Origin of the sequence: Corynebacterium sp. HMSC28B08, assembly GCF_001806865.1 — a bacterium.
Taxonomy (GTDB): Bacteria; Actinomycetota; Actinomycetes; order Mycobacteriales; family Mycobacteriaceae; genus Corynebacterium; species Corynebacterium auriscanis.
In genome coordinates this window covers 28,868-44,464 of record NZ_KV786168.1, presented here as the reverse complement: position 1 = coordinate 44,464, position 15,597 = coordinate 28,868, and the positions used below count along the sequence as shown (strand labels likewise).

Annotated in this window: 29 protein-coding genes and 1 pseudogene; 5 read left to right on the top strand and 25 right to left on the bottom strand. The window is 55.8% G+C overall.

Annotated features, from left to right (window positions below; all coding sequences use genetic code 11):
* The 25 genes and pseudogenes from HMPREF3098_RS06855 to HMPREF3098_RS06750 all read right to left on the bottom strand — a co-directional run.
* Positions 1 to 451 (bottom strand): annotated as a pseudogene (locus tag HMPREF3098_RS06855) (hypothetical protein); the annotation flags it as partial.
* Between the two features lie 192 nt (positions 452 to 643).
* A complete protein-coding gene (locus HMPREF3098_RS11530; RefSeq protein ID WP_168156002.1) occupies positions 644 to 784 on the bottom strand; it encodes a hypothetical protein in 141 nt (46 codons plus the stop codon).
* Positions 781 to 966 carry a hypothetical protein gene (locus HMPREF3098_RS06850; protein WP_070434527.1) on the bottom strand — a complete coding sequence of 62 codons (186 nt, stop codon included), beginning with the start codon at positions 964 to 966 and terminating at the stop codon, positions 781 to 783. The genes HMPREF3098_RS11530 and HMPREF3098_RS06850 overlap by 4 nt, the downstream gene beginning before the upstream one ends.
* Positions 966 to 1,274, bottom strand: a complete 309-nt coding sequence (locus HMPREF3098_RS06845) for a hypothetical protein (protein WP_070434526.1) — start codon at positions 1,272 to 1,274, stop codon at positions 966 to 968. The genes HMPREF3098_RS06850 and HMPREF3098_RS06845 overlap by 1 nt, the downstream gene beginning before the upstream one ends.
* Complete coding sequence (locus tag HMPREF3098_RS06840; protein ID WP_070434525.1) at positions 1,271 to 1,459, bottom strand: hypothetical protein; 189 nt, start codon at positions 1,457 to 1,459, stop codon at positions 1,271 to 1,273. Before HMPREF3098_RS06840 ends, HMPREF3098_RS06845 begins: the two co-directional genes overlap by 4 nt.
* Positions 1,456 to 2,121, bottom strand: coding sequence for a hypothetical protein (locus HMPREF3098_RS06835; RefSeq protein WP_070434524.1), 666 nt, complete (start codon positions 2,119 to 2,121; stop codon positions 1,456 to 1,458). The genes HMPREF3098_RS06840 and HMPREF3098_RS06835 overlap by 4 nt, the downstream gene beginning before the upstream one ends.
* Positions 2,122 to 2,158: 37 nt before the next feature.
* Positions 2,159 to 2,476 (bottom strand): hypothetical protein, encoded by a 318-nt coding sequence (locus tag HMPREF3098_RS06830; RefSeq protein WP_141739699.1) that lies wholly within the window; start codon positions 2,474 to 2,476, stop codon positions 2,159 to 2,161.
* Between the two features lie 43 nt (positions 2,477 to 2,519).
* Positions 2,520 to 2,816, bottom strand: coding sequence for a hypothetical protein (locus HMPREF3098_RS06825; RefSeq protein WP_070434522.1), 297 nt, complete (start codon positions 2,814 to 2,816; stop codon positions 2,520 to 2,522).
* Positions 2,794 to 3,219 carry a RusA family crossover junction endodeoxyribonuclease gene (locus tag HMPREF3098_RS06820; RefSeq protein ID WP_070434521.1) on the bottom strand — a complete coding sequence of 142 codons (426 nt, stop codon included), beginning with the start codon at positions 3,217 to 3,219 and terminating at the stop codon, positions 2,794 to 2,796. Before HMPREF3098_RS06820 ends, HMPREF3098_RS06825 begins: the two co-directional genes overlap by 23 nt.
* On the bottom strand, positions 3,219 to 3,761 hold the full coding sequence (locus HMPREF3098_RS12075; protein WP_083284275.1) for an HNH endonuclease signature motif containing protein: 543 nt from the start codon (positions 3,759 to 3,761) through the stop codon (positions 3,219 to 3,221). Before HMPREF3098_RS12075 ends, HMPREF3098_RS06820 begins: the two co-directional genes overlap by 1 nt.
* Before the next feature lie 56 nt (positions 3,762 to 3,817).
* Entirely contained in the window at positions 3,818 to 4,291 is a 474-nt protein-coding gene (gene ssb, locus HMPREF3098_RS06815) for a single-stranded DNA-binding protein (protein WP_070434520.1), read from the bottom strand.
* A gap of 4 nt (positions 4,292 to 4,295) precedes the next feature.
* Positions 4,296 to 4,826: a hypothetical protein gene (locus HMPREF3098_RS06810; protein WP_070434519.1), complete on the bottom strand. Its 531-nt coding sequence runs from the start codon at positions 4,824 to 4,826 to the stop codon at positions 4,296 to 4,298.
* Positions 4,823 to 5,665 (bottom strand): hypothetical protein, encoded by an 843-nt coding sequence (locus tag HMPREF3098_RS06805; RefSeq protein WP_070434518.1) that lies wholly within the window; start codon positions 5,663 to 5,665, stop codon positions 4,823 to 4,825. Before HMPREF3098_RS06805 ends, HMPREF3098_RS06810 begins: the two co-directional genes overlap by 4 nt.
* Positions 5,643 to 5,975 carry an HNH endonuclease gene (locus HMPREF3098_RS06800; protein ID WP_070434517.1) on the bottom strand — a complete coding sequence of 111 codons (333 nt, stop codon included), beginning with the start codon at positions 5,973 to 5,975 and terminating at the stop codon, positions 5,643 to 5,645. Before HMPREF3098_RS06800 ends, HMPREF3098_RS06805 begins: the two co-directional genes overlap by 23 nt.
* Complete coding sequence (locus HMPREF3098_RS06795) at positions 5,962 to 6,315, bottom strand: hypothetical protein (RefSeq protein WP_070434516.1); 354 nt, start codon at positions 6,313 to 6,315, stop codon at positions 5,962 to 5,964. Before HMPREF3098_RS06795 ends, HMPREF3098_RS06800 begins: the two co-directional genes overlap by 14 nt.
* A complete protein-coding gene (locus HMPREF3098_RS06790; protein ID WP_070434515.1) occupies positions 6,302 to 6,787 on the bottom strand; it encodes a hypothetical protein in 486 nt (161 codons plus the stop codon). The genes HMPREF3098_RS06795 and HMPREF3098_RS06790 overlap by 14 nt, the downstream gene beginning before the upstream one ends.
* 2 nt (positions 6,788 to 6,789) lie before the next feature.
* Entirely contained in the window at positions 6,790 to 7,674 is an 885-nt protein-coding gene (locus tag HMPREF3098_RS06785; RefSeq protein WP_070434514.1) for a YqaJ viral recombinase family protein, read from the bottom strand.
* A 10-nt stretch (positions 7,675 to 7,684) separates the two neighbouring features.
* Positions 7,685 to 7,879 (bottom strand): hypothetical protein, encoded by a 195-nt coding sequence (locus HMPREF3098_RS06780; protein WP_070434513.1) that lies wholly within the window; start codon positions 7,877 to 7,879, stop codon positions 7,685 to 7,687.
* A complete protein-coding gene (locus HMPREF3098_RS06775; RefSeq protein WP_070434512.1) occupies positions 7,876 to 8,403 on the bottom strand; it encodes a hypothetical protein in 528 nt (175 codons plus the stop codon). Before HMPREF3098_RS06775 ends, HMPREF3098_RS06780 begins: the two co-directional genes overlap by 4 nt.
* A gap of 115 nt (positions 8,404 to 8,518) precedes the next feature.
* Positions 8,519 to 8,761: a hypothetical protein gene (locus HMPREF3098_RS06770; RefSeq protein WP_070434511.1), complete on the bottom strand. Its 243-nt coding sequence runs from the start codon at positions 8,759 to 8,761 to the stop codon at positions 8,519 to 8,521.
* Positions 8,758 to 8,997: a helix-turn-helix domain-containing protein gene (locus tag HMPREF3098_RS06765; protein ID WP_070434510.1), complete on the bottom strand. Its 240-nt coding sequence runs from the start codon at positions 8,995 to 8,997 to the stop codon at positions 8,758 to 8,760. The genes HMPREF3098_RS06770 and HMPREF3098_RS06765 overlap by 4 nt, the downstream gene beginning before the upstream one ends.
* A gap of 566 nt (positions 8,998 to 9,563) precedes the next feature.
* On the bottom strand, positions 9,564 to 9,731 hold the full coding sequence (locus HMPREF3098_RS11525) for a hypothetical protein (RefSeq protein ID WP_168156001.1): 168 nt from the start codon (positions 9,729 to 9,731) through the stop codon (positions 9,564 to 9,566).
* 54 nt (positions 9,732 to 9,785) lie between these two features.
* A complete protein-coding gene (locus HMPREF3098_RS06760; protein ID WP_070434509.1) occupies positions 9,786 to 10,148 on the bottom strand; it encodes a hypothetical protein in 363 nt (120 codons plus the stop codon).
* Positions 10,145 to 10,915: a phage antirepressor N-terminal domain-containing protein gene (locus HMPREF3098_RS06755; RefSeq protein ID WP_070434508.1), complete on the bottom strand. Its 771-nt coding sequence runs from the start codon at positions 10,913 to 10,915 to the stop codon at positions 10,145 to 10,147. The genes HMPREF3098_RS06760 and HMPREF3098_RS06755 overlap by 4 nt, the downstream gene beginning before the upstream one ends.
* 64 nt (positions 10,916 to 10,979) lie before the next feature.
* Complete coding sequence (locus HMPREF3098_RS06750; RefSeq protein WP_070434507.1) at positions 10,980 to 11,225, bottom strand: hypothetical protein; 246 nt, start codon at positions 11,223 to 11,225, stop codon at positions 10,980 to 10,982.
* A gap of 175 nt (positions 11,226 to 11,400) precedes the next feature.
* On the opposite strand from HMPREF3098_RS06750, the gene HMPREF3098_RS06745 reads away from it, so the two are divergent.
* From HMPREF3098_RS06745 to HMPREF3098_RS06730, 5 genes are all read left to right on the top strand, one after another.
* Complete coding sequence (locus HMPREF3098_RS06745) at positions 11,401 to 11,886, top strand: hypothetical protein (RefSeq protein ID WP_141739698.1); 486 nt, start codon at positions 11,401 to 11,403, stop codon at positions 11,884 to 11,886.
* Positions 11,870 to 12,901, top strand: a complete 1,032-nt coding sequence (gene rhuM, locus HMPREF3098_RS06740) for a RhuM family protein (protein WP_070434505.1) — start codon at positions 11,870 to 11,872, stop codon at positions 12,899 to 12,901. The genes HMPREF3098_RS06745 and rhuM overlap by 17 nt, the downstream gene beginning before the upstream one ends.
* Positions 12,898 to 13,299, top strand: a complete 402-nt coding sequence (locus HMPREF3098_RS06735; protein ID WP_083284273.1) for an ImmA/IrrE family metallo-endopeptidase — start codon at positions 12,898 to 12,900, stop codon at positions 13,297 to 13,299. Before rhuM ends, HMPREF3098_RS06735 begins: the two co-directional genes overlap by 4 nt.
* Positions 13,296 to 13,853: a hypothetical protein gene (locus tag HMPREF3098_RS11005; RefSeq protein WP_083284271.1), complete on the top strand. Its 558-nt coding sequence runs from the start codon at positions 13,296 to 13,298 to the stop codon at positions 13,851 to 13,853. The genes HMPREF3098_RS06735 and HMPREF3098_RS11005 overlap by 4 nt, the downstream gene beginning before the upstream one ends.
* 645 nt (positions 13,854 to 14,498) lie before the next feature.
* Complete coding sequence (locus tag HMPREF3098_RS06730) at positions 14,499 to 15,593, top strand: site-specific integrase (RefSeq protein ID WP_070434504.1); 1,095 nt, start codon at positions 14,499 to 14,501, stop codon at positions 15,591 to 15,593.
* Positions 15,594 to 15,597 lie beyond the last annotated feature (4 nt).

The window sequence follows — 15,597 nt, the reverse complement described above, 5'->3', positions numbered from 1 at the left end:
TGGGTGTGGGGTGGTTTGGGCGTTGTTTGCTGCCTGATGGGTAGGCGTTGATGTGGGTGTGGTTGGGTTGGCGTTTGTGGGGTGTGTAGAAGCCTTTGCCGAGGATGTAGATTTCTTCCCATGCGCTGCCCCATGGGAGGTCGAGGGCTCCCATGCCGGGGCCTGTGTTGGTTTTGATCCAGGCGATGGTGTTTCGGCATTGGGGTTTGGGGACGCGCCATGTTCCGAAGATCATGGCTGGTTTGGTTGTTCCCCAGTGAGTGATGAGTTCGTCGCGGGCGTGGGTGGTGTTGTCGCCTGTGATGGGTTTGTGTTTGTTGCCGTGGCCTCGGTATTTCATGCCGTAGGGCGGGTCGGTGATGAGGACGTGGGCCTGGTGTAGTTGGTTGAGGTGGTTGCGGTAGTCGTCGTTGACGATACACACATTATCGAATGAGTGTTCTATTTTCATGGTTGGGGACATCATAACTCCCCCACCACATTCACGGAAGCTCCCGAACCTCCACATGCCTCCGCCGCAATCGCGCGCTCCTACACTCACCACCCGGATCTAGATAGTGGTTCAACTCGTGCATGAATCGGGTTGGCGATGACTCCCCGCAGCACTCACAAATCAACAGGGACTCATGAAACAGCGGGGCGGTCACGACTCCCCCGTTTCGATGATCGTCTCCAGCATGTCCACAATGTCCTTCCCATCCACCATGTGTGGTAGGGCATGCTCCGGTTGTGGGTGGTTTTTGCGCGCCTGGTCTAGCAACGCGCGTGCTTCGCCCGGGGTCATTCTTGCTCAACGTAAAATAGGACATCTTCAGTGACCTGTTCGACTGTTGCTTCCTCCATTAATTCGTCGAGGACCTTCAATGCCATCTTGAGGTCCAAGCTTGCGCGGAAGTGCCCGCGCCTCTTTAGCAGCAGGATGTACTCCCACGCCTGATCGCTCCATGCCTCGTATTGCTTATTCACTACTCTTCTCCTTCGAGGATGAGACGGATCGCGTTGGCTACCTCGGAAGCGAGGTAATTGTCTGGTTGGTGTCTCATGTCCCGCTGTAGGAGCATGAGGTGCCCGCGTAGCCGGATGACTTCCTCCGCAAGCTCCGGGGCGAGGGCGACCAATTCCCGGTTCGCGCCCCCCACCGTGTAGGAATGGTGAAGTCGCACCGGCACACCATAAGCACCCTTTGGGCCTATATCCGGGGTTGTCCATTGCCACGGCCCGGGTGTGGTACTACGCAGCAGTTCTTGCAGCTTTTCGACGCTTGGTAGGCTCATTGCTCGTCCTCCTTCATGGGCGTGTCGCCCGTTTTCGGCTTGTCGGGGGTGAGCAGTCCCGCATTGTTGAGGGTCTCAGCTAGGTACACCAAAAATGGCCTCAGGTCGTCGTTCGTGCTGGTGTTTGGGGTGTATGCTGTGACGGCTGCCCTTAGCAAAGCAACGGCCCTTTCGATGCGGCTCATTTTCCCCACCCCCAGCGCAAAATTCGGCGGGTTTTGCGGGCCATTTCCGAGTTGCTCATACGCGTCGCTGCTGGACCAATCCAGATTCCAGCGTTCTTTAAGAACGGGTCGCTGCTACTACCCGCGACAATGCTTCCCGCGGGCAGTGCTGCGTATTCTTTTTCCGTCGTTACCGTCTCTGGATCAGCAGGGCGGGCTGACACAAGCGGGGCAATCAAGGTAACTTCACTGTCGTACCAAGTGGTACAACCGTTAACTTCCCGCGTATACCAATTACCATCATCGTCAAACTTAAGCGCTACGACTCCACATTCTCTATCTGCCCCGTCGTCAACGTTCACCAGCCATGCTTCACCCACTGGTACGTCCTCCGGGCGGGTTGTTTCCTCCGGGAATGTCAGATCGGACAGGATCACCAATGGAGTTAGTACAGAGTTTGGGTAATCTGGATCAGGGAACGCAATTAATGCGCATCCGCACTCGTCTAATTTGTCTCCAATCACCAGCACGTCGCCGTAATGCTCATGCTTCGCCCAGCGCCCCAACAAACCCGTCGTTGGCTTCTTAGGCTTCTCCCCAATCTGTACGCCAGCCTTACGCAAAGCGTCGATCTTATCCTCGCCCACAATCGCGGCGATTTTTCTGTAATCATATGCAGTCATTATGTCTCCTTAGAGGTTGTTCGGATTTCCCGAATTGTTACTGGTCAGCAAAGCTATCCGCGATCTTTTTAAGCTTGTCCCGGTACCACTTATGAATATTCGCTTCATCTTTGCGTCCGTAAAGCATTTCGTTATGGCGCTGGTCTTCCGCTTCGAGTTTGAGTTCCTGGACTTGACCGCGTAGGCCATAGACCGCCCACGCGGCCTCTTCGCGCGCGTCTTTGGCCTCCTTGCGTAGCTCCATGTTTTTGCCCTTGTGCTGCTCAATGAGTGAGTTCTGTGCCCACAGGCGATAGGCGGAATATCCCGCTGCGATAATCAGCGCAATTTCCACCGCGATTAGAAAAAACATCATCGTTTCCTTGTTAGATATTGATTGGATTGTTAGAAGTGATAGATCATTTCGTGCCCTTGGCTGTGCGAACTTGGTTTAGTAGATAATCGTTCAGAATCAATGCACCCTTTAACTGCTGTTTCTGAATCGCTATCCGCTGCTCCACATCAGCTAGATTCAGCGCCTGTACACTCGCCGGTTTGCCGGCCTTTCGCTTCACGTCTTGCGCCATCACGCGCGACATAAGCTCGCGCACGTAAGGCCGCCAGTTCGCGTCTTCGTCTTTCTTTTCGAGCAGGTGCAGGCACTCGTCGCATAGGCGGTCTGTTTTCCATGTTTTAAGCGACTGTTGCAGGTTCATTGGTTTTTCCGATTTCTGTGATGGTGATGTGTGCGCCGGTTTTTTCGCCTGGCGCTGCGCGGCGCTTCGTGCCGATGATTCGCACGACTTGCGCGTCGTCGAGGTATGCTGCTCCGCTTAGCCCGTCGGCTGTGGAGCGCAGTAGCTTGTCAATGTCTGGGCGCTGTGTCATGAGTGGTGCGGGCTTGCTGCCCATGGCTTTGGTGCGTGGCAGGACGAACACAACATTGAGGCTGACTGCGCCTTGGATGGGTTGTGTGCAGTGCAGGCGGGTGACTTGTGCGACTGTTTCCCGCCACGGTTTGACCTTTTTGGAGGATTCGACGAGGACGACTCGTCCGCCTCGAATGAATCCTTTTTTGCTGCCCTGTGGGGCGGGGACTCCTGGTATGAACATTTTCATTAGGCAGCCTCCCCGTGAGCCTGTTGTCTCATCCTCCGCTTCTTATCGCGGTGTCGTCTCTGGGATTCGAGAGTGCAAGGTTTGCATCTGAATCGCTGTCCGTCCCAATACAATTCACTATTGGGGTGGCCATTGGCGCATTCCCCCACTTTCCAGTCTTTACCCCATGTCCTTCTGGCATTTTCGAAGTTTGTTAAACAACGCAGATGATCTGGATTTACGCATCTTCTTGACTTGCATAAATGATCGATCACATAGCCCTCTGGGATTTGCCGGCCATTATGGTAGACCCATGCTGCTCGGTGTGCCGTGACAATGTTTCTATCTTTTTCATTCTCCCAGCCGACTTGGGCATAGCCATGTGATGCGGTGCTGTATGTACTGATCCAGCAACCTTTGCTATCAACTATGTATCGTGTGGCTGCGCGTTCCTGAACTCGTTGCGGGATGATTATTTTTCTTTTCGGTTTTCTGTACCTATTTATCTTTCTTTCCACTTTTTCTCCATAAAAATAGCCGCATACAAACAAAGCGTTTTGCATGCGGTTCGGTTGCACATTTTTGGGATTAGGCTGTGCGTTGTTGATTCCCTAATCCCTTAGTTAAAAGGTGGTTCGTCGTTAGCGTTGCTTGCGCCGAATGGGGTTTCTTGCTGGCTACCGAATGGGTCGGCCTGCTGCTGGTTGGGCTGCTGGTTCCAGTTGTTGCCCTGGCCTTGATTGCTGGTTGATTTCGTGACTTGCGCGGTTGCGAAGCGCAGGTCCACAGCCACTGAATCGGCTGTGAGGGAGATTTGCATTTGTTCCCCTCGCTGCGAGTTCCATACGCTCGGCTTCGCGCGTCCAGTGACGGTGACGCGCATGCCCTTGCCGAGTGTGGTTGCCGCGTTCTCAGCGAGGCTGCCGTAGCAGGACACATTCACTGCCATTGCAGGGGTGTCTGCCCATTGACCGACTTGGTTCTTCTCGCGCTCTGACCAGAGGATGGTGAATCCTGCCCATGCTTTGCCGTCTGGTTGGCGCTTGATGTTGGGGTCGCGGACAAGGTTTCCGGTGAATGTCATGGTGGTCATGGATTTATGTCTCCTTGGGTTGTTTGTTTGCGTAGTGCTCGACGAGTTTGTCGAGTCTTGTGAGTGCTTCTTGTGGGGTTGTGGCGCGTCCTTCGCGGGCGAGTCTTTTCTCGCGGGCTTTCTTCACGGCTTGTTTGATTGCTGCGCGTTGGGCTTGGGTGGGGCCGGAAACGCGCTGTGTTGCCGTCTGCTGGCCTGAAAAGGTTGTTCCGGGTGGAAGTTCACCTTTGGCTTCTCGGGCGCTTAAACAAGCATTGCGGTGATGGTCGAGAGCCTGGCGTTTCGTAGGCACCGCGTCCCACTCCGCTGCGATCGCTCTGGCATGGCGTTCGAGGGTTCCCACTTCGAGGAACTCACCCTCACGCTTCCCCCAGCGAATGACCGCGTCGATCCACACACGCTCGGGATAACGCTCCAGTGGAATGACCTCCGACCAAATGCGGAGCATGTCCTCATCACCGTTGGGAACGCGGTTGGGTGCGAGTTTTTCCGCCGCAGCGATGAGCCGCTTCATGAACTCGATGCGGTTGTTCATTGCGCAATCTCCCTCATGGGGTACACCTCTGCATCAATGACGGGCGGGTGATCGTCGTAGCGTCCAAAGTCCCACCCGCCCTTGCGCTTGTGCGGTAGCGGTTGAGTGTCCGCGTCGTTGACTGACTCCCAGCGCTGTTCATTGAGCCACGTGGTTGGGTGCGGAATGAGTCGGATTTCATCGACCCCCGGATTCATGGCATAAGCGCGGGTGAGTTCCAGGAGGTGGTCGGCATCGATGACTTTGAGCGCCTTGCGCCATGAGTTGAGTGATTTTTTCTTCGACGCGTTCTTGTGGCGTGGGTATGCCTGCCACCATTGTTCGAACTCGGTTGGGTAGGTGTTCGGTTTGGGGGCAGACACGTCCGAACTTGGTTCGGACATATCTTTTTCCTTATTCCTTATTCCCTGTTCCTTATTCCTTATTCCTAGAGTGAGTCCTCCGTGAGTGTTCAGTGAGTCCTCACTGATTAATTTTGTTTCCTCATTCCAGCTGGTCATGGGCGGTATTTGAGATTTACTAGCCCGGTTGACGCGCTGGTGCTCTTGCCACTGCAAAATTTGGAAAAACTGCCGTTTTTTGACCTCATACACGGCCACCATCGACCTACTTGAGTACTCGCTGAACGCTCTTGAAACGTCAGTGATGATTCCGTGAGGGTTCAGTGAGAACTCCGTGAGGAATAAATCGGCTGCGATTGACGCAGGGTCATACACTCCCCTCCCCTCGTCATCGGCCAGGTTCCACAAGCCGATAAACAAAAGCCGTTGAAAATAATCAAGCTCCATCACATCTGGCGATCGCCAGAATTGCGGCTTAATCGTACGGATACGTGCCATCGTCGTCATCCTCCTTTCCATAAATGCCCCGGTAGTACGCTGGCGGGAACTCTGGCTCTTTCCACGCACGGACAAGCAGCTCGCGCTCATAAGACCAAGCACCCGAGTTGTGAATCGCTCTATGGCAAGCTCCACAAACGGCAATGAGGTTAGCTTCAGTGTGCTCCCCGCCTTGGGACCGCATTTTGCGGTGATGAAGATGCTCCGCACGTCCCGTGCACTCGCCCGGAATCATCGCTTCGCACGTTCCCTCGGCTCGGTCAAGAACGGCGTTTGCGATAGCCGGGGGCATCGGATTACGGCGTTCCATGATGCGCTCCCGCGTAGGCCTGCCTGATTCCAGCCGAGATAGTCTGCAACGCTGACTGCTCCCCCTCCACAGCACGGAGCAGGTCTTTCGCCCGCCTGTACGCTGCGTCGGCCACATCACGCGCGTCGCGGCTCTCTTTCGTTGCTATCGTCGCCTGCGCTTCCTTATCCTTAATGCTGCCCTCCGCCGCTAGAAGCGCGTGGGCTTGAGCGTCCTCATACTCCGATTTCGCTTTGAGGAACTCCGCGTACCGCTTCGAGACAATCTCAACACCCTTATAGATGCGCTGATTCGTCTCACGAAGATCACGCTCAATCTGAACAGGATTAAGCGGTTCCATTGATCTGCGCCCTACGTAACTTGATGATGTTGCTCAGCGAGTCCTGGACATGGATAGCTTGAGCTTCCCGCCACACCTTCTTAAGCTGATCCTCACTCTCACAGGACATAGCCTTATCCGTCAGCTCTTGAATCTTCGGCTTCATCATCTCTTCGCGCGTCACACGCCGGTTACCAGCAAACCCGGCATTAGCAAGCGCGCGACCAAGCGCCGAAGTCTCACACGTCTCCAGAGCTGCTGTGCGCTGCGTCATACCGGCACCATCAATCTCGAAAGCGTGCCCCTCGGCCAGTGGCTTCTCATCCTCAAAGCTGCGCCACAAAGTAACCTTGACCACCCACCGGGTGCTACCAACATCGCCCGACATGTCCACGATCTCGCTGGCCATCCGATAGTCGGGATACTTTTCCTTAAAGCGCATGACGCGCTCCTCGACTGGCTCATAATTGTCCAGATTGATTTGATTCCCCATCGCTAATCCTCCTTAACGAACGTGATGGACAGGGTGGGCTTCCCCTCTTTCTCGACGGTGTACTGTGCTGCCATGTCCGGGTAATCCTTGCGGAACTTCGCGGCGTTGAACGTCTTGCGCACAGATGCGCGCTTCATCGTCACCGTCGCCAACCCCGGAAAGTCGTAACTGGCTGGACCATCGCCGATCTGGTACGTGATCTCTTCCCGCAACTCGGAAATGAGCTCGTCGAGGGCGCGCTTCTGCTCCGTGAGCTTGGCGATCTGCTCCAGTGGATAAGTGATATCCGGAAGCTCTTCCGCTTCACCAGCACGCCACTTCGCAGCAAATTCCAGCAGCTCGGAAATCCGCGCATCGTCACGCTTGATAAGACGTGTTCGAATCTCCCCCGCAACGCGGAAACTATCGCCAACCAGCTCGTACGGCTCCCACGCGAACAAGCATTCGTCGGATTCAGTCACATGCATCTGAATCTGCACCTGGTCGTAATACTTCGGCGGAATATCACCGTCGAGCCAATCTAAATGCTCAACAACGGTCTTGATTTCCGCGATGATGCGCAAAGGCTCACCGCGCGTGTAACGGGAATCCACCATGTCCGGCGTGGCTCCGATAGTGGAATCATCGTTAATCCACAGATCGTCGTTGGTGACCAATCGGTCATCAACCTGCCTTGAGATGTAGTTAGCAATGACCGGCTCGCGGAGCTTACCCCAATCCGTGTACTCATTGCCTTGAAACCGTTGCACGCCGGTGCGCTTCTCTTCACGCAGGTCGCCGGCATATTTTGGCGATCGGATAGCCTTAGCAATCTCCGTCGCGGTCAACACGGAACGGCGCTGTTCAAGCCATTCATCATGGTCAAAACTGATTAATTTTTGTGGCATCGTGTGTCCTTTAGTGAATTGTGAGATAGTCGGCGACCTGACGGCCTAAGTCGGTGGCTTCGCCACGATGATCGACGAGTCCGCGGTTCTGCAATCCTGTGAGGACGGCGCCTTTGATGGGGTCGCCACCGTAAACGTGGCTGACCATAGCTTCCTCCCCTACCCGGCTCATGCTGTGGATGATTAGGTCAATGTCGTTGGTCATGCTGCGATCCTTTCTTTCGAGGAGTGGAGGATTCGACGCGCGTTAGCAGCGTGGACCCTGCAAAACGTGGCTTCCGCCACCGGGTCGTATGCGCCTGCGGCGAGGCACCCTTCATAGACGCAGGGCGTTAGTGTGTATGGGTCTGGGTGGCACAGTTGGTTCCCGCCGAGTTGCTTCAGCCGGTCGATCACTTCGGGCTTCGGCACCTTGCGCACTTTGACTCCCGAAAGGTGATGGGCAGAGGTGCCGACCAGCTTGGCGAGCCCCTCATAGGTGTGGCCGAGAGCCCGCAGCTGCGAGGTGTAGTGCCTTTCATCTGTGATGTGGTCGGGGAGGAATTCGACGCGGTTGAGGGCGCTGATGATGCGGTCTTCGACCTCGGCGCGGAATGTGTGCCCATCACGCAGTTCGTACACTTGTTTTTTCGTGAGCTCGAAAAGCTGTCCTATGGCGGTCGGTCCCCACCCGAGGGCGAGGAGTTTTTTCACGCAGATTTGCAGGCGGGCGTTGTCCTCGAAGTTCATAGGATTACCGCCAGGGCGATGAGGGCTGTGAAGAAGATGATGGTGAAGATGATGTGTGCGACTGGGCTGGGCAATGGCGTCCCTAAGTCGCGCTCGTATGGGTCGATGAGTGGCATTAGAAGATGAGCCTCCATGTGTTGTAGGTGATGAGGGTGATTCCGAGTATGGCGATGAGGGCGAGTAGGGTGCCGGTGAAGCAGGTTTCGAATTTCCGGTAGAACCGCTCCCTGCGCAAGGCCTTTTCGTCTTCTTCGAGCCACTGGTCAATCTCGGCGATCACGCGCACATGGTCGCGCCACACCTCGGTGTCACGAGGTAAGAAGATCCGATCGAACGGTGAAGTTCCGTTGTGCCTCATGCCGCCACCTCCGGGGTGATGTAGCTATCGAGCTGGTGGTAGTGGATTCGGTATTGAGCGCCCTTGCGTTCCTGGACGGCTGGTAGTTCACCACGTGCGCACCTGTCCCAGATGGTCATGCGGTCTTTGCCGGCGATTTGGGCGAATTGGCTGATGGTGAGCATGGCGTGGCGTTCTCCAATGGAGTCCTCGACGCTGTCCATGAGGAACCGCGCTCGCTGTCTGGTAATCTTCATTGCGACTGTTCCTTTCAAATAGTCGTTTTCTTTTAGGGCCCCATTCCGCTGCCACGGGTGGGGCCTTTGTGTGTGTTGGGGGGGGTGTGCAGCGCGCGGAGGCAGTCAGAAAGGCGAGAGCCTGCCCGTAGGTCGCTTGCTTTGCCAGGAACGTCGGGAACTGGCTTTCACACACCCTTGTGCCCACGACGGGAATCGAACCCGTCTGTACGTCGTCCGGCGCGCGCCTGTGGCGTGGTCGGCGGCGTACTTGCTCCTGTGTGGGCTTTGTTTTGTATGTGCGCTCGTCTGTTTCCTCACTCACCGGTGCGAATGGTGTGTGGTGTAGGCCAGGGCATGGTAGGTCGTGGCGCGTCTAGTCACCGGCGCTCGCTGCTCATGTCGTCCCGTCCCGTAGTGTGACGGCGCTATGCACTATGGAGTTATTCAAATATCACGGGCGTGTGCCCTTGTGCCCCACCAGAGCATGATTCTGGGCGTATCCGAGGTAGGGGCTGTTACGTCACAGTGACGTTTATTTTTGGTATGGCTCGTCCAGGCTTCCCCTCCCAGACGAACCGGGGGGGTTATGCCAAGACGGCGTCTACTTCCCTGTCGATGTGGGCGCGGACCGCGCGGAGCTTTTCGACCAAGTAGTTGATGTGGTCCATGTCGCGGGGTTCCGCGAGCAGTTCCTCGCAGATGTAGGCCTGGTAGGAGGCTTCGAGGTTGTACAGGGTTTCTAGGGTGCTCATCGGTGTACCTTTCGTGAGTGGGGGTTGCTTGCCTCCCCTGCGGGAGAACTTTTCTTAAGTGATCCAGGTACCTACCGGGTTGTACGGATGTTCTGGCGTTCCATCGGGGTTCATGTCCACGTGGAATTCCTGCTGCACGATCCGATCCGGGCCGCCGTCTGGATCGGGCTCAATTCCCGGCGCGCGGTAAACCCGCTCGAACGGCACGCCGGTTGAATACTGCGTCCGGCCATCGAAGTGCATCTTCGCCGCGTCGCGTAGCATGTCTTTCACTCCGTCTAGCGTTTTGGTGAGCTCACGCACATCTTCGTTTTCATCGTCGAGTCCGAAACGGACACCCATCTGCTCAATTACCCAATCAATGGAATTCGCCCGGCTTAGATAGATCAGGCTGTCAATGGGATCAGGAGCACTCATGCTGATACCTCCGCGAAGTATTGATTCCACACCGAATCCATCAGCGCACGATCCGCTTCCGTGTAGGCATTGACCGGCCTGACCTGCCCGTTTTTCATATCAAGGTCATACTTTTGAGGCTCTACCCCGTACTTGTCGATGTATGCCTTCTTGAGGCGCTTGCCAAACATTCCCGCCTTGGACTTCATCTGCTTGGTGGATAGGTTCTTGCCTCGGAGGTAGTCCTGTGCGTACAGGGGGCGAGTTTTCGGGTCGATTTCCGGTGCTTCACCAAGACCGCGGGCGAGGATGATCCGCGCCTTGGCTTCCAGGTGATCCTGATGAATCAGCCCCTTGGCCGCTTGGCAGAGTTCCATCTGAGAGCGGGCCTGGAAGATCAAGGCGTTGATCTGGTGTTCGTTGGCGCGGGGGTTGATTGCGCCGCCTTTCGCCCAGTAGGACTCGATGACGTCGGCGATCTCTGCTTGGTATGCCACGACGAGAGGGCGGGCTTCTTCGGATACTCGGTTTTCGTCGATGGTGGCGAGCCACATCGTTAGAGTGCGTAGGTCGATGCAAGTCATTTCCCGCGACTTTCCATCTCCCGCCACGACCGAAACGGCGGAAAGGTTAGCCCACGACTTTTCCTTTAGCTTTTTGAGTTGACGACTGTAGTCGACACCCAAGTTTTCAACTATGGGCTTGAGGGCCACAGTTGGTTTCCCGTCTAGCTGTACCGACTGGACCGTTTGCCCGTGAAACGGGATGGATGCGAGTTGATTACTCATGGTGTAGTCTCCTTAGTGACTGTTCGATTTTCTCTTGAGGCCCCTGTTCCAGCAGGGGCTTTTCTTATGCCGCTAGGTCATAGATCGGCTCGAAATAGCCGATGATGTAGTCCTCGTCGCCCTGAAGTGCGCTGACTTTGAGCGCTAGGCGGGCGCTGACCAATGCTCCGGCTCGGACGCGCTGCAAGTCCTCTTCTTTGATTCCGATTGCTGCTGCGAGCTGTGAATCGGTGGTGAGATTCCTTGACCGCATGATGTGGTCTAGTGCGCCCTCACGGAAGCGGTAACGCGGCGCTTGAGTGGCAATCACGTTGGCCTCCTTTGGTTTGTTCTGTGCCCCGCTCTTGCGGCGCTGACTACAGATTGCCATAGGTGACTACCGAATGCCAGACATGTGATTAGACTTACCCCTTTCAACTACCCCCATTAGGCATTGTTGCCTGCATGAATAGACGATGACTACAAAACGCTATATCGTGTCATTCATGGAACACAAAGACTGGCTTAACGACCTTTTGCGGGGCGACTCGATGCGACAGGCGTCCCACAAAGTTGGCTACGCACAGACCACACTCCAGCGACAGGCAGACCGCGGCTCCCTCTCCCCTGAGATGGTTATCGCCCTCTGTCGCGCCTACGACCACCCCGCGGTGGAAGGCCTCGTGGAGACCGGCTACCTATTCCCCCACGAGGTGGAAACCCCCGGTGTGAACCTCGTACTCCCTAAGGCCACGAACCGCCAGTTGCTCGAGGAGATCAACCGCCGCTCCGACCCAGAGGCGCGCCACCTATTCACCGCCACGGATGACCATGACGTGGTGGATCTGGACGAAGACGCTGAAGTGTTCGAATTCGCCCCACCAACCACCCCTGCTGTCGAGCAGCGCCCATACGATAACGGCATGCCCGATGACGCAGTAGCAGACAGCAGCCCAGAAGTAGGAGGCACCCTAGATGACTACGAACGATAAACACGACCAGATCGCCATCTACACAACCGAAGACGGCGCAGCACAGGTTCGCCTGCAACTTAAAGATGGCACCGCGTGGCTAACACAGAAACAAATGTCTGAATTATTCAACGTAGGTGTCTCATCCATCAGCAAACATCTCAAAAACACTTTCGACGAAGGCGAATTAAATCGAGAGTCAACTGTTGCAAGATTGGAAAATGTTGGAGTTGAGCAGGGAAGAACTGTCGCTAGAACAATCGAACACTACAACCTAGATGCCATACTCGCAGTCGGATACCGCGTACGCGGCCCCCGCGGTGCACAGTTCAGACGATGGGCAACCGAAGTTCTACGCGAATACCTCGTCAAAGGATTCGCCATGGATGACCAGCGACTCAAGAACGACGGCATCGACACTCACTTCGACGAGCTACTTGAACGCATCCGCGAAATCCGCGCATCCGAACGCCAGATGTTCCGCAAGGTTCTCGACGTCATAACCGAAACCAGCGACGATTATCACGAAGTGAAAGACTATAAGTCGGTCAAAAACTTCTTCGCAGGGATCCAAAACCGGTTGCATTACGCAACACACGGCAAAACCGCTGCGGAACTCATTTGGGAACGAGCAGATAACACCCAACCAAACGCAGGACTCACTACTTGGGATGGCGAAAAACCTCACAAAAAAGACATGATCACTGCCAAAAACTATCTTCACGAAGACGAAGCCAAGCGAATGAACCGGCTTACCAGCATGTTCTTGGACTATGCAGAAGACCAGGCAGAAATGAGGAAAACCCTGCTTCTCGAGGACTGGGTGAAGAAGACCGATGCGTGGCTTGTGTTCAACGAAAGACAGGTCCTCCAAGGTTTCGGAACACGGAAAATGACGCAGGCTCAGAATAAAGCGCTGAGCGAATGGGATGCTTACCAGCGGCGCTTAGACAACGAAGTAAACGAGATCGATATGCGCCAGCTTGAAAGCGAGGTGCGAGAGCTTAACAAGAAACAGCATCGAGGTGAGCGATGACCTCGATCCATGATCTTCACAACATGGCCTACATCATGGGCGTCAACCTCCAGCACCACCACGGACTCCCCAAAGGGTGGTACTCCCCCAGTTTGCGCACCATTTCCACCATGCACGACATGGCCGTGTGGGATTATAAATCCACGCTTGCCCACGAACTCGGGCACGCCGTGTACAACGACCAGAAAACAGGACGGGACGACTTCGACCAGCGCCAGGAAGACCGAGCGGACAGGTTCGCCGCAAAGCTCCTCATCAACGACGACGAGCTTAAACACCTCGCCTTATGGCACCGCCACGACCTCCACAGTCTCGCAATCGACCTCGAAGTCACACCCCGCCTACTGACGGTCTACCTCCAACTACATCCGAACGTCCTGAAAGACCTAGCAGCATGAAACCCCGTAAAGCGCTCATCGCCACCCTCGCCGTCCCTCTCCTAGCTCTCATGGCGTGCTCGAACGACGATGAACCGAGCCCATTAACACGCACCAACAGCAGCACCCCAAGCTCATCTTCCGCCCCGTCCACTACAACAAAGACGAAGAAACCCACCACGCCACCAACCACTCAACAACCCGCGCCAATCGAAACATCTACCCAAGCTCCCGCAGCCCAAGCTCCCGCAACAGCACCCACCCAAGAGCCCTACGTCGTCGAGTGTTTGCCAGGCACTCCAGGGCCTTCGCGCATGTCCGACGGGACAGTACGCCCTACCGACTTCTGCGCGAACCAACCAGGCGCCGATGCCTACCGCGAAGCAGAACGAAACGCCGGCCTCGACCCATCCGAGGTACCAATCGCAAACGGCGGGACATGCCCCGCATACAAATGTGGATACGGGACAGCGCCCGACGGCACGCCGAATAAGACCAGTGGGGAGATTCAATTCGAGGATGGTTGTCGCCGCGGCTACATCAGCCCCCAACAATGTGCCGCGGCTGGATACTGACCGCCTGTCAGCCTGCCGGATAACGCAAAAAGCGCCCCGGTTTTCCGTTATATCAGCGCGGGAAAACCCGAGGTAGCGCTACACGGGTTGCGCTGATCTCCGCATCCACTATCATGGGTGATGACATTTAAGCCTCCAATCAGCCTTAATGTCACCCAACAAGGCGAAGGGCCTCTACCCGCCCGCAACGACAAGTAGAGACCCTTTGTGAAGCTAGCTAGTAGGCCAGCCCATAAACTCGCGAACCACATCCGCGAGCAACCTGGCTACCAGCGAGGACAAAGCCCGGGATGCAATCTCACCAATTGCGTGCCGGGCTTTACCTTTAATCGGCTTGCCCATGTTGTCACTTCACCCCCTTTCCTATCAGGCGGTGGACCAATCCTGCTGACGCAATCTCAGCTCCAACACGCCCTGGCGGCGGAAGCCAATCAGCGCCGTCAGGAAAGGCGACCTGCAACAGCAAGTCACGCAACATAATACCCCAAGAAAAAGACCGCCTACGGTGCTCGCTAATAACCACATCATTGAGCACCGCAGGCGGTTAGGTTACCCATTACAGGGCACACGCAACCTCTCACTAACGAGGGGTGCGGAAGTGCCGCCCGGCGCGTGTTATTAGCGCTGGCTAGCAAAGGATAGTTTATGGCATCGATCAAGAAATACGCCACAAAACAGGGAACAAAGTGGCGTGTGCAGTACCGCAGCCCGGACGGAAAATCACGCACCAAACGAGGCTTCGAAACCAAAGCGAAAGCCCAAGCATGGGCAGACAAAAACGCCGTCAGTATCGGCGATGGTAGCTGGGTGGACCCAGCCGGGGCGAAGATCACCATCTCCGACCTGGCAGAGACCTGGCTCGCGACCCGCAGTCACCTCAAGCCCTCCACGAAGGCAATGTACAAGCAGGTCTGGGAGGGGACTGTGAAGCCGCATTGGGGTGACTATCGCGTGGCTTCTATCCGCCCGTCGATGGTGCAGACGTGGGTTAGTGGCTCGGCTCATTCCGCGTCCTGGACGAGGCACGCGCACAACGTACTGTCGCAGATTCTGCAGATTGCGGTTGAGGACAATCTGATCGCTCGGAACCCTGCTCGCGGGGTGAAACTTCCTCGGCGCTCTAAGGGTGTGAACGTGTACCTCACGATGGAGCAGCTCAAAACCTTAGCTACTAAATGTGGTGACCGTGAAGACCTTGTTCTCCTCCTTGGCACCGTTGGCTTGCGCTGGGGTGAGGCTATCGCTTTACGCCCAATGGATATTGACTTCACCACCGGACGTATCGCTATCAGTCGCAATGCTGCCAAAACAGGGAACACCATCACTCTAGGCACACCGAAGACACATAAGACTCGGTCTGTGGCTATCTCCCGGTTCGTATTGGACAAGCTCGCGGTGCGGGCGCAGGGCAAGGCTTCCGACGCGCTGTTGTGGACGAACACGAAGGGTGGATTTCTCATGGCCCCGGGGCACAATTCATGGTTTTACTCAGCAGTAGAGAAGTGCCAGAAGGAAGACGATACGTTCCCTCGGGTGACGGTTCATGGGCTGCGTCATGTGGCAGCGGGTTTGTTGGTGCAGGCTGGGGCTAACGTGAAGTTGGTGAGTGCGCAGCTTGGGCATGCGTCTACCTCGGAGACGTTGAATCGGTATGCGGGGTTGTTTGATGACGGGTTGGATGAGATCGCCGATGTGATGGATCGGGAGTTGTCGGGTGGTCGTCATTTGAGGGCGGTGTGATTTT

Excerpts from the sequence above, each read along its gene's own strand:
- HMPREF3098_RS11530 (WP_168156002.1), bottom strand. The coding sequence starts at position 784 with ATGACCCCGGGCGAAGCACGCGCGTTGCTAGACCAGGCGCGCAAAAAC.
- HMPREF3098_RS06845 (WP_070434526.1), bottom strand. The coding sequence starts at position 1,274 with ATGAGCCTACCAAGCGTCGAAAAGCTGCAAGAACTGCTGCGTAGTACC.
- HMPREF3098_RS06840 (WP_070434525.1), bottom strand. The coding sequence starts at position 1,459 with ATGAGCCGCATCGAAAGGGCCGTTGCTTTGCTAAGGGCAGCCGTCACA.
- HMPREF3098_RS06835 (WP_070434524.1), bottom strand. The coding sequence starts at position 2,121 with ATGACTGCATATGATTACAGAAAAATCGCCGCGATTGTGGGCGAGGAT.
- HMPREF3098_RS06830 (WP_141739699.1), bottom strand. The coding sequence starts at position 2,476 with ATGATGTTTTTTCTAATCGCGGTGGAAATTGCGCTGATTATCGCAGCG.
- HMPREF3098_RS06825 (WP_070434522.1), bottom strand. The coding sequence starts at position 2,816 with ATGAACCTGCAACAGTCGCTTAAAACATGGAAAACAGACCGCCTATGC.
- HMPREF3098_RS06820 (WP_070434521.1), bottom strand. The coding sequence starts at position 3,219 with ATGAAAATGTTCATACCAGGAGTCCCCGCCCCACAGGGCAGCAAAAAA.
- HMPREF3098_RS12075 (WP_083284275.1), bottom strand. The coding sequence starts at position 3,761 with ATGCAAAACGCTTTGTTTGTATGCGGCTATTTTTATGGAGAAAAAGTG.
- ssb (WP_070434520.1), bottom strand. The coding sequence starts at position 4,291 with ATGACCACCATGACATTCACCGGAAACCTTGTCCGCGACCCCAACATC.
- HMPREF3098_RS06810 (WP_070434519.1), bottom strand. The coding sequence starts at position 4,826 with ATGAACAACCGCATCGAGTTCATGAAGCGGCTCATCGCTGCGGCGGAA.
- HMPREF3098_RS06805 (WP_070434518.1), bottom strand. The coding sequence starts at position 5,665 with ATGGCACGTATCCGTACGATTAAGCCGCAATTCTGGCGATCGCCAGAT.
- HMPREF3098_RS06800 (WP_070434517.1), bottom strand. The coding sequence starts at position 5,975 with ATGGAACGCCGTAATCCGATGCCCCCGGCTATCGCAAACGCCGTTCTT.
- HMPREF3098_RS06795 (WP_070434516.1), bottom strand. The coding sequence starts at position 6,315 with ATGGAACCGCTTAATCCTGTTCAGATTGAGCGTGATCTTCGTGAGACG.
- HMPREF3098_RS06790 (WP_070434515.1), bottom strand. The coding sequence starts at position 6,787 with ATGGGGAATCAAATCAATCTGGACAATTATGAGCCAGTCGAGGAGCGC.
- HMPREF3098_RS06785 (WP_070434514.1), bottom strand. The coding sequence starts at position 7,674 with ATGCCACAAAAATTAATCAGTTTTGACCATGATGAATGGCTTGAACAG.
- HMPREF3098_RS06780 (WP_070434513.1), bottom strand. The coding sequence starts at position 7,879 with ATGACCAACGACATTGACCTAATCATCCACAGCATGAGCCGGGTAGGG.
- HMPREF3098_RS06775 (WP_070434512.1), bottom strand. The coding sequence starts at position 8,403 with ATGAACTTCGAGGACAACGCCCGCCTGCAAATCTGCGTGAAAAAACTC.
- HMPREF3098_RS06770 (WP_070434511.1), bottom strand. The coding sequence starts at position 8,761 with ATGAGGCACAACGGAACTTCACCGTTCGATCGGATCTTCTTACCTCGT.
- HMPREF3098_RS06765 (WP_070434510.1), bottom strand. The coding sequence starts at position 8,997 with ATGAAGATTACCAGACAGCGAGCGCGGTTCCTCATGGACAGCGTCGAG.
- HMPREF3098_RS11525 (WP_168156001.1), bottom strand. The coding sequence starts at position 9,731 with ATGAGCACCCTAGAAACCCTGTACAACCTCGAAGCCTCCTACCAGGCC.
- HMPREF3098_RS06760 (WP_070434509.1), bottom strand. The coding sequence starts at position 10,148 with ATGAGTGCTCCTGATCCCATTGACAGCCTGATCTATCTAAGCCGGGCG.
- HMPREF3098_RS06755 (WP_070434508.1), bottom strand. The coding sequence starts at position 10,915 with ATGAGTAATCAACTCGCATCCATCCCGTTTCACGGGCAAACGGTCCAG.
- HMPREF3098_RS06745 (WP_141739698.1), top strand. The coding sequence starts at position 11,401 with ATGGAACACAAAGACTGGCTTAACGACCTTTTGCGGGGCGACTCGATG.
- rhuM (WP_070434505.1), top strand. The coding sequence starts at position 11,870 with ATGACTACGAACGATAAACACGACCAGATCGCCATCTACACAACCGAA.
- HMPREF3098_RS06735 (WP_083284273.1), top strand. The coding sequence starts at position 12,898 with ATGACCTCGATCCATGATCTTCACAACATGGCCTACATCATGGGCGTC.
- HMPREF3098_RS11005 (WP_083284271.1), top strand. The coding sequence starts at position 13,296 with ATGAAACCCCGTAAAGCGCTCATCGCCACCCTCGCCGTCCCTCTCCTA.
- HMPREF3098_RS06730 (WP_070434504.1), top strand. The coding sequence starts at position 14,499 with ATGGCATCGATCAAGAAATACGCCACAAAACAGGGAACAAAGTGGCGT.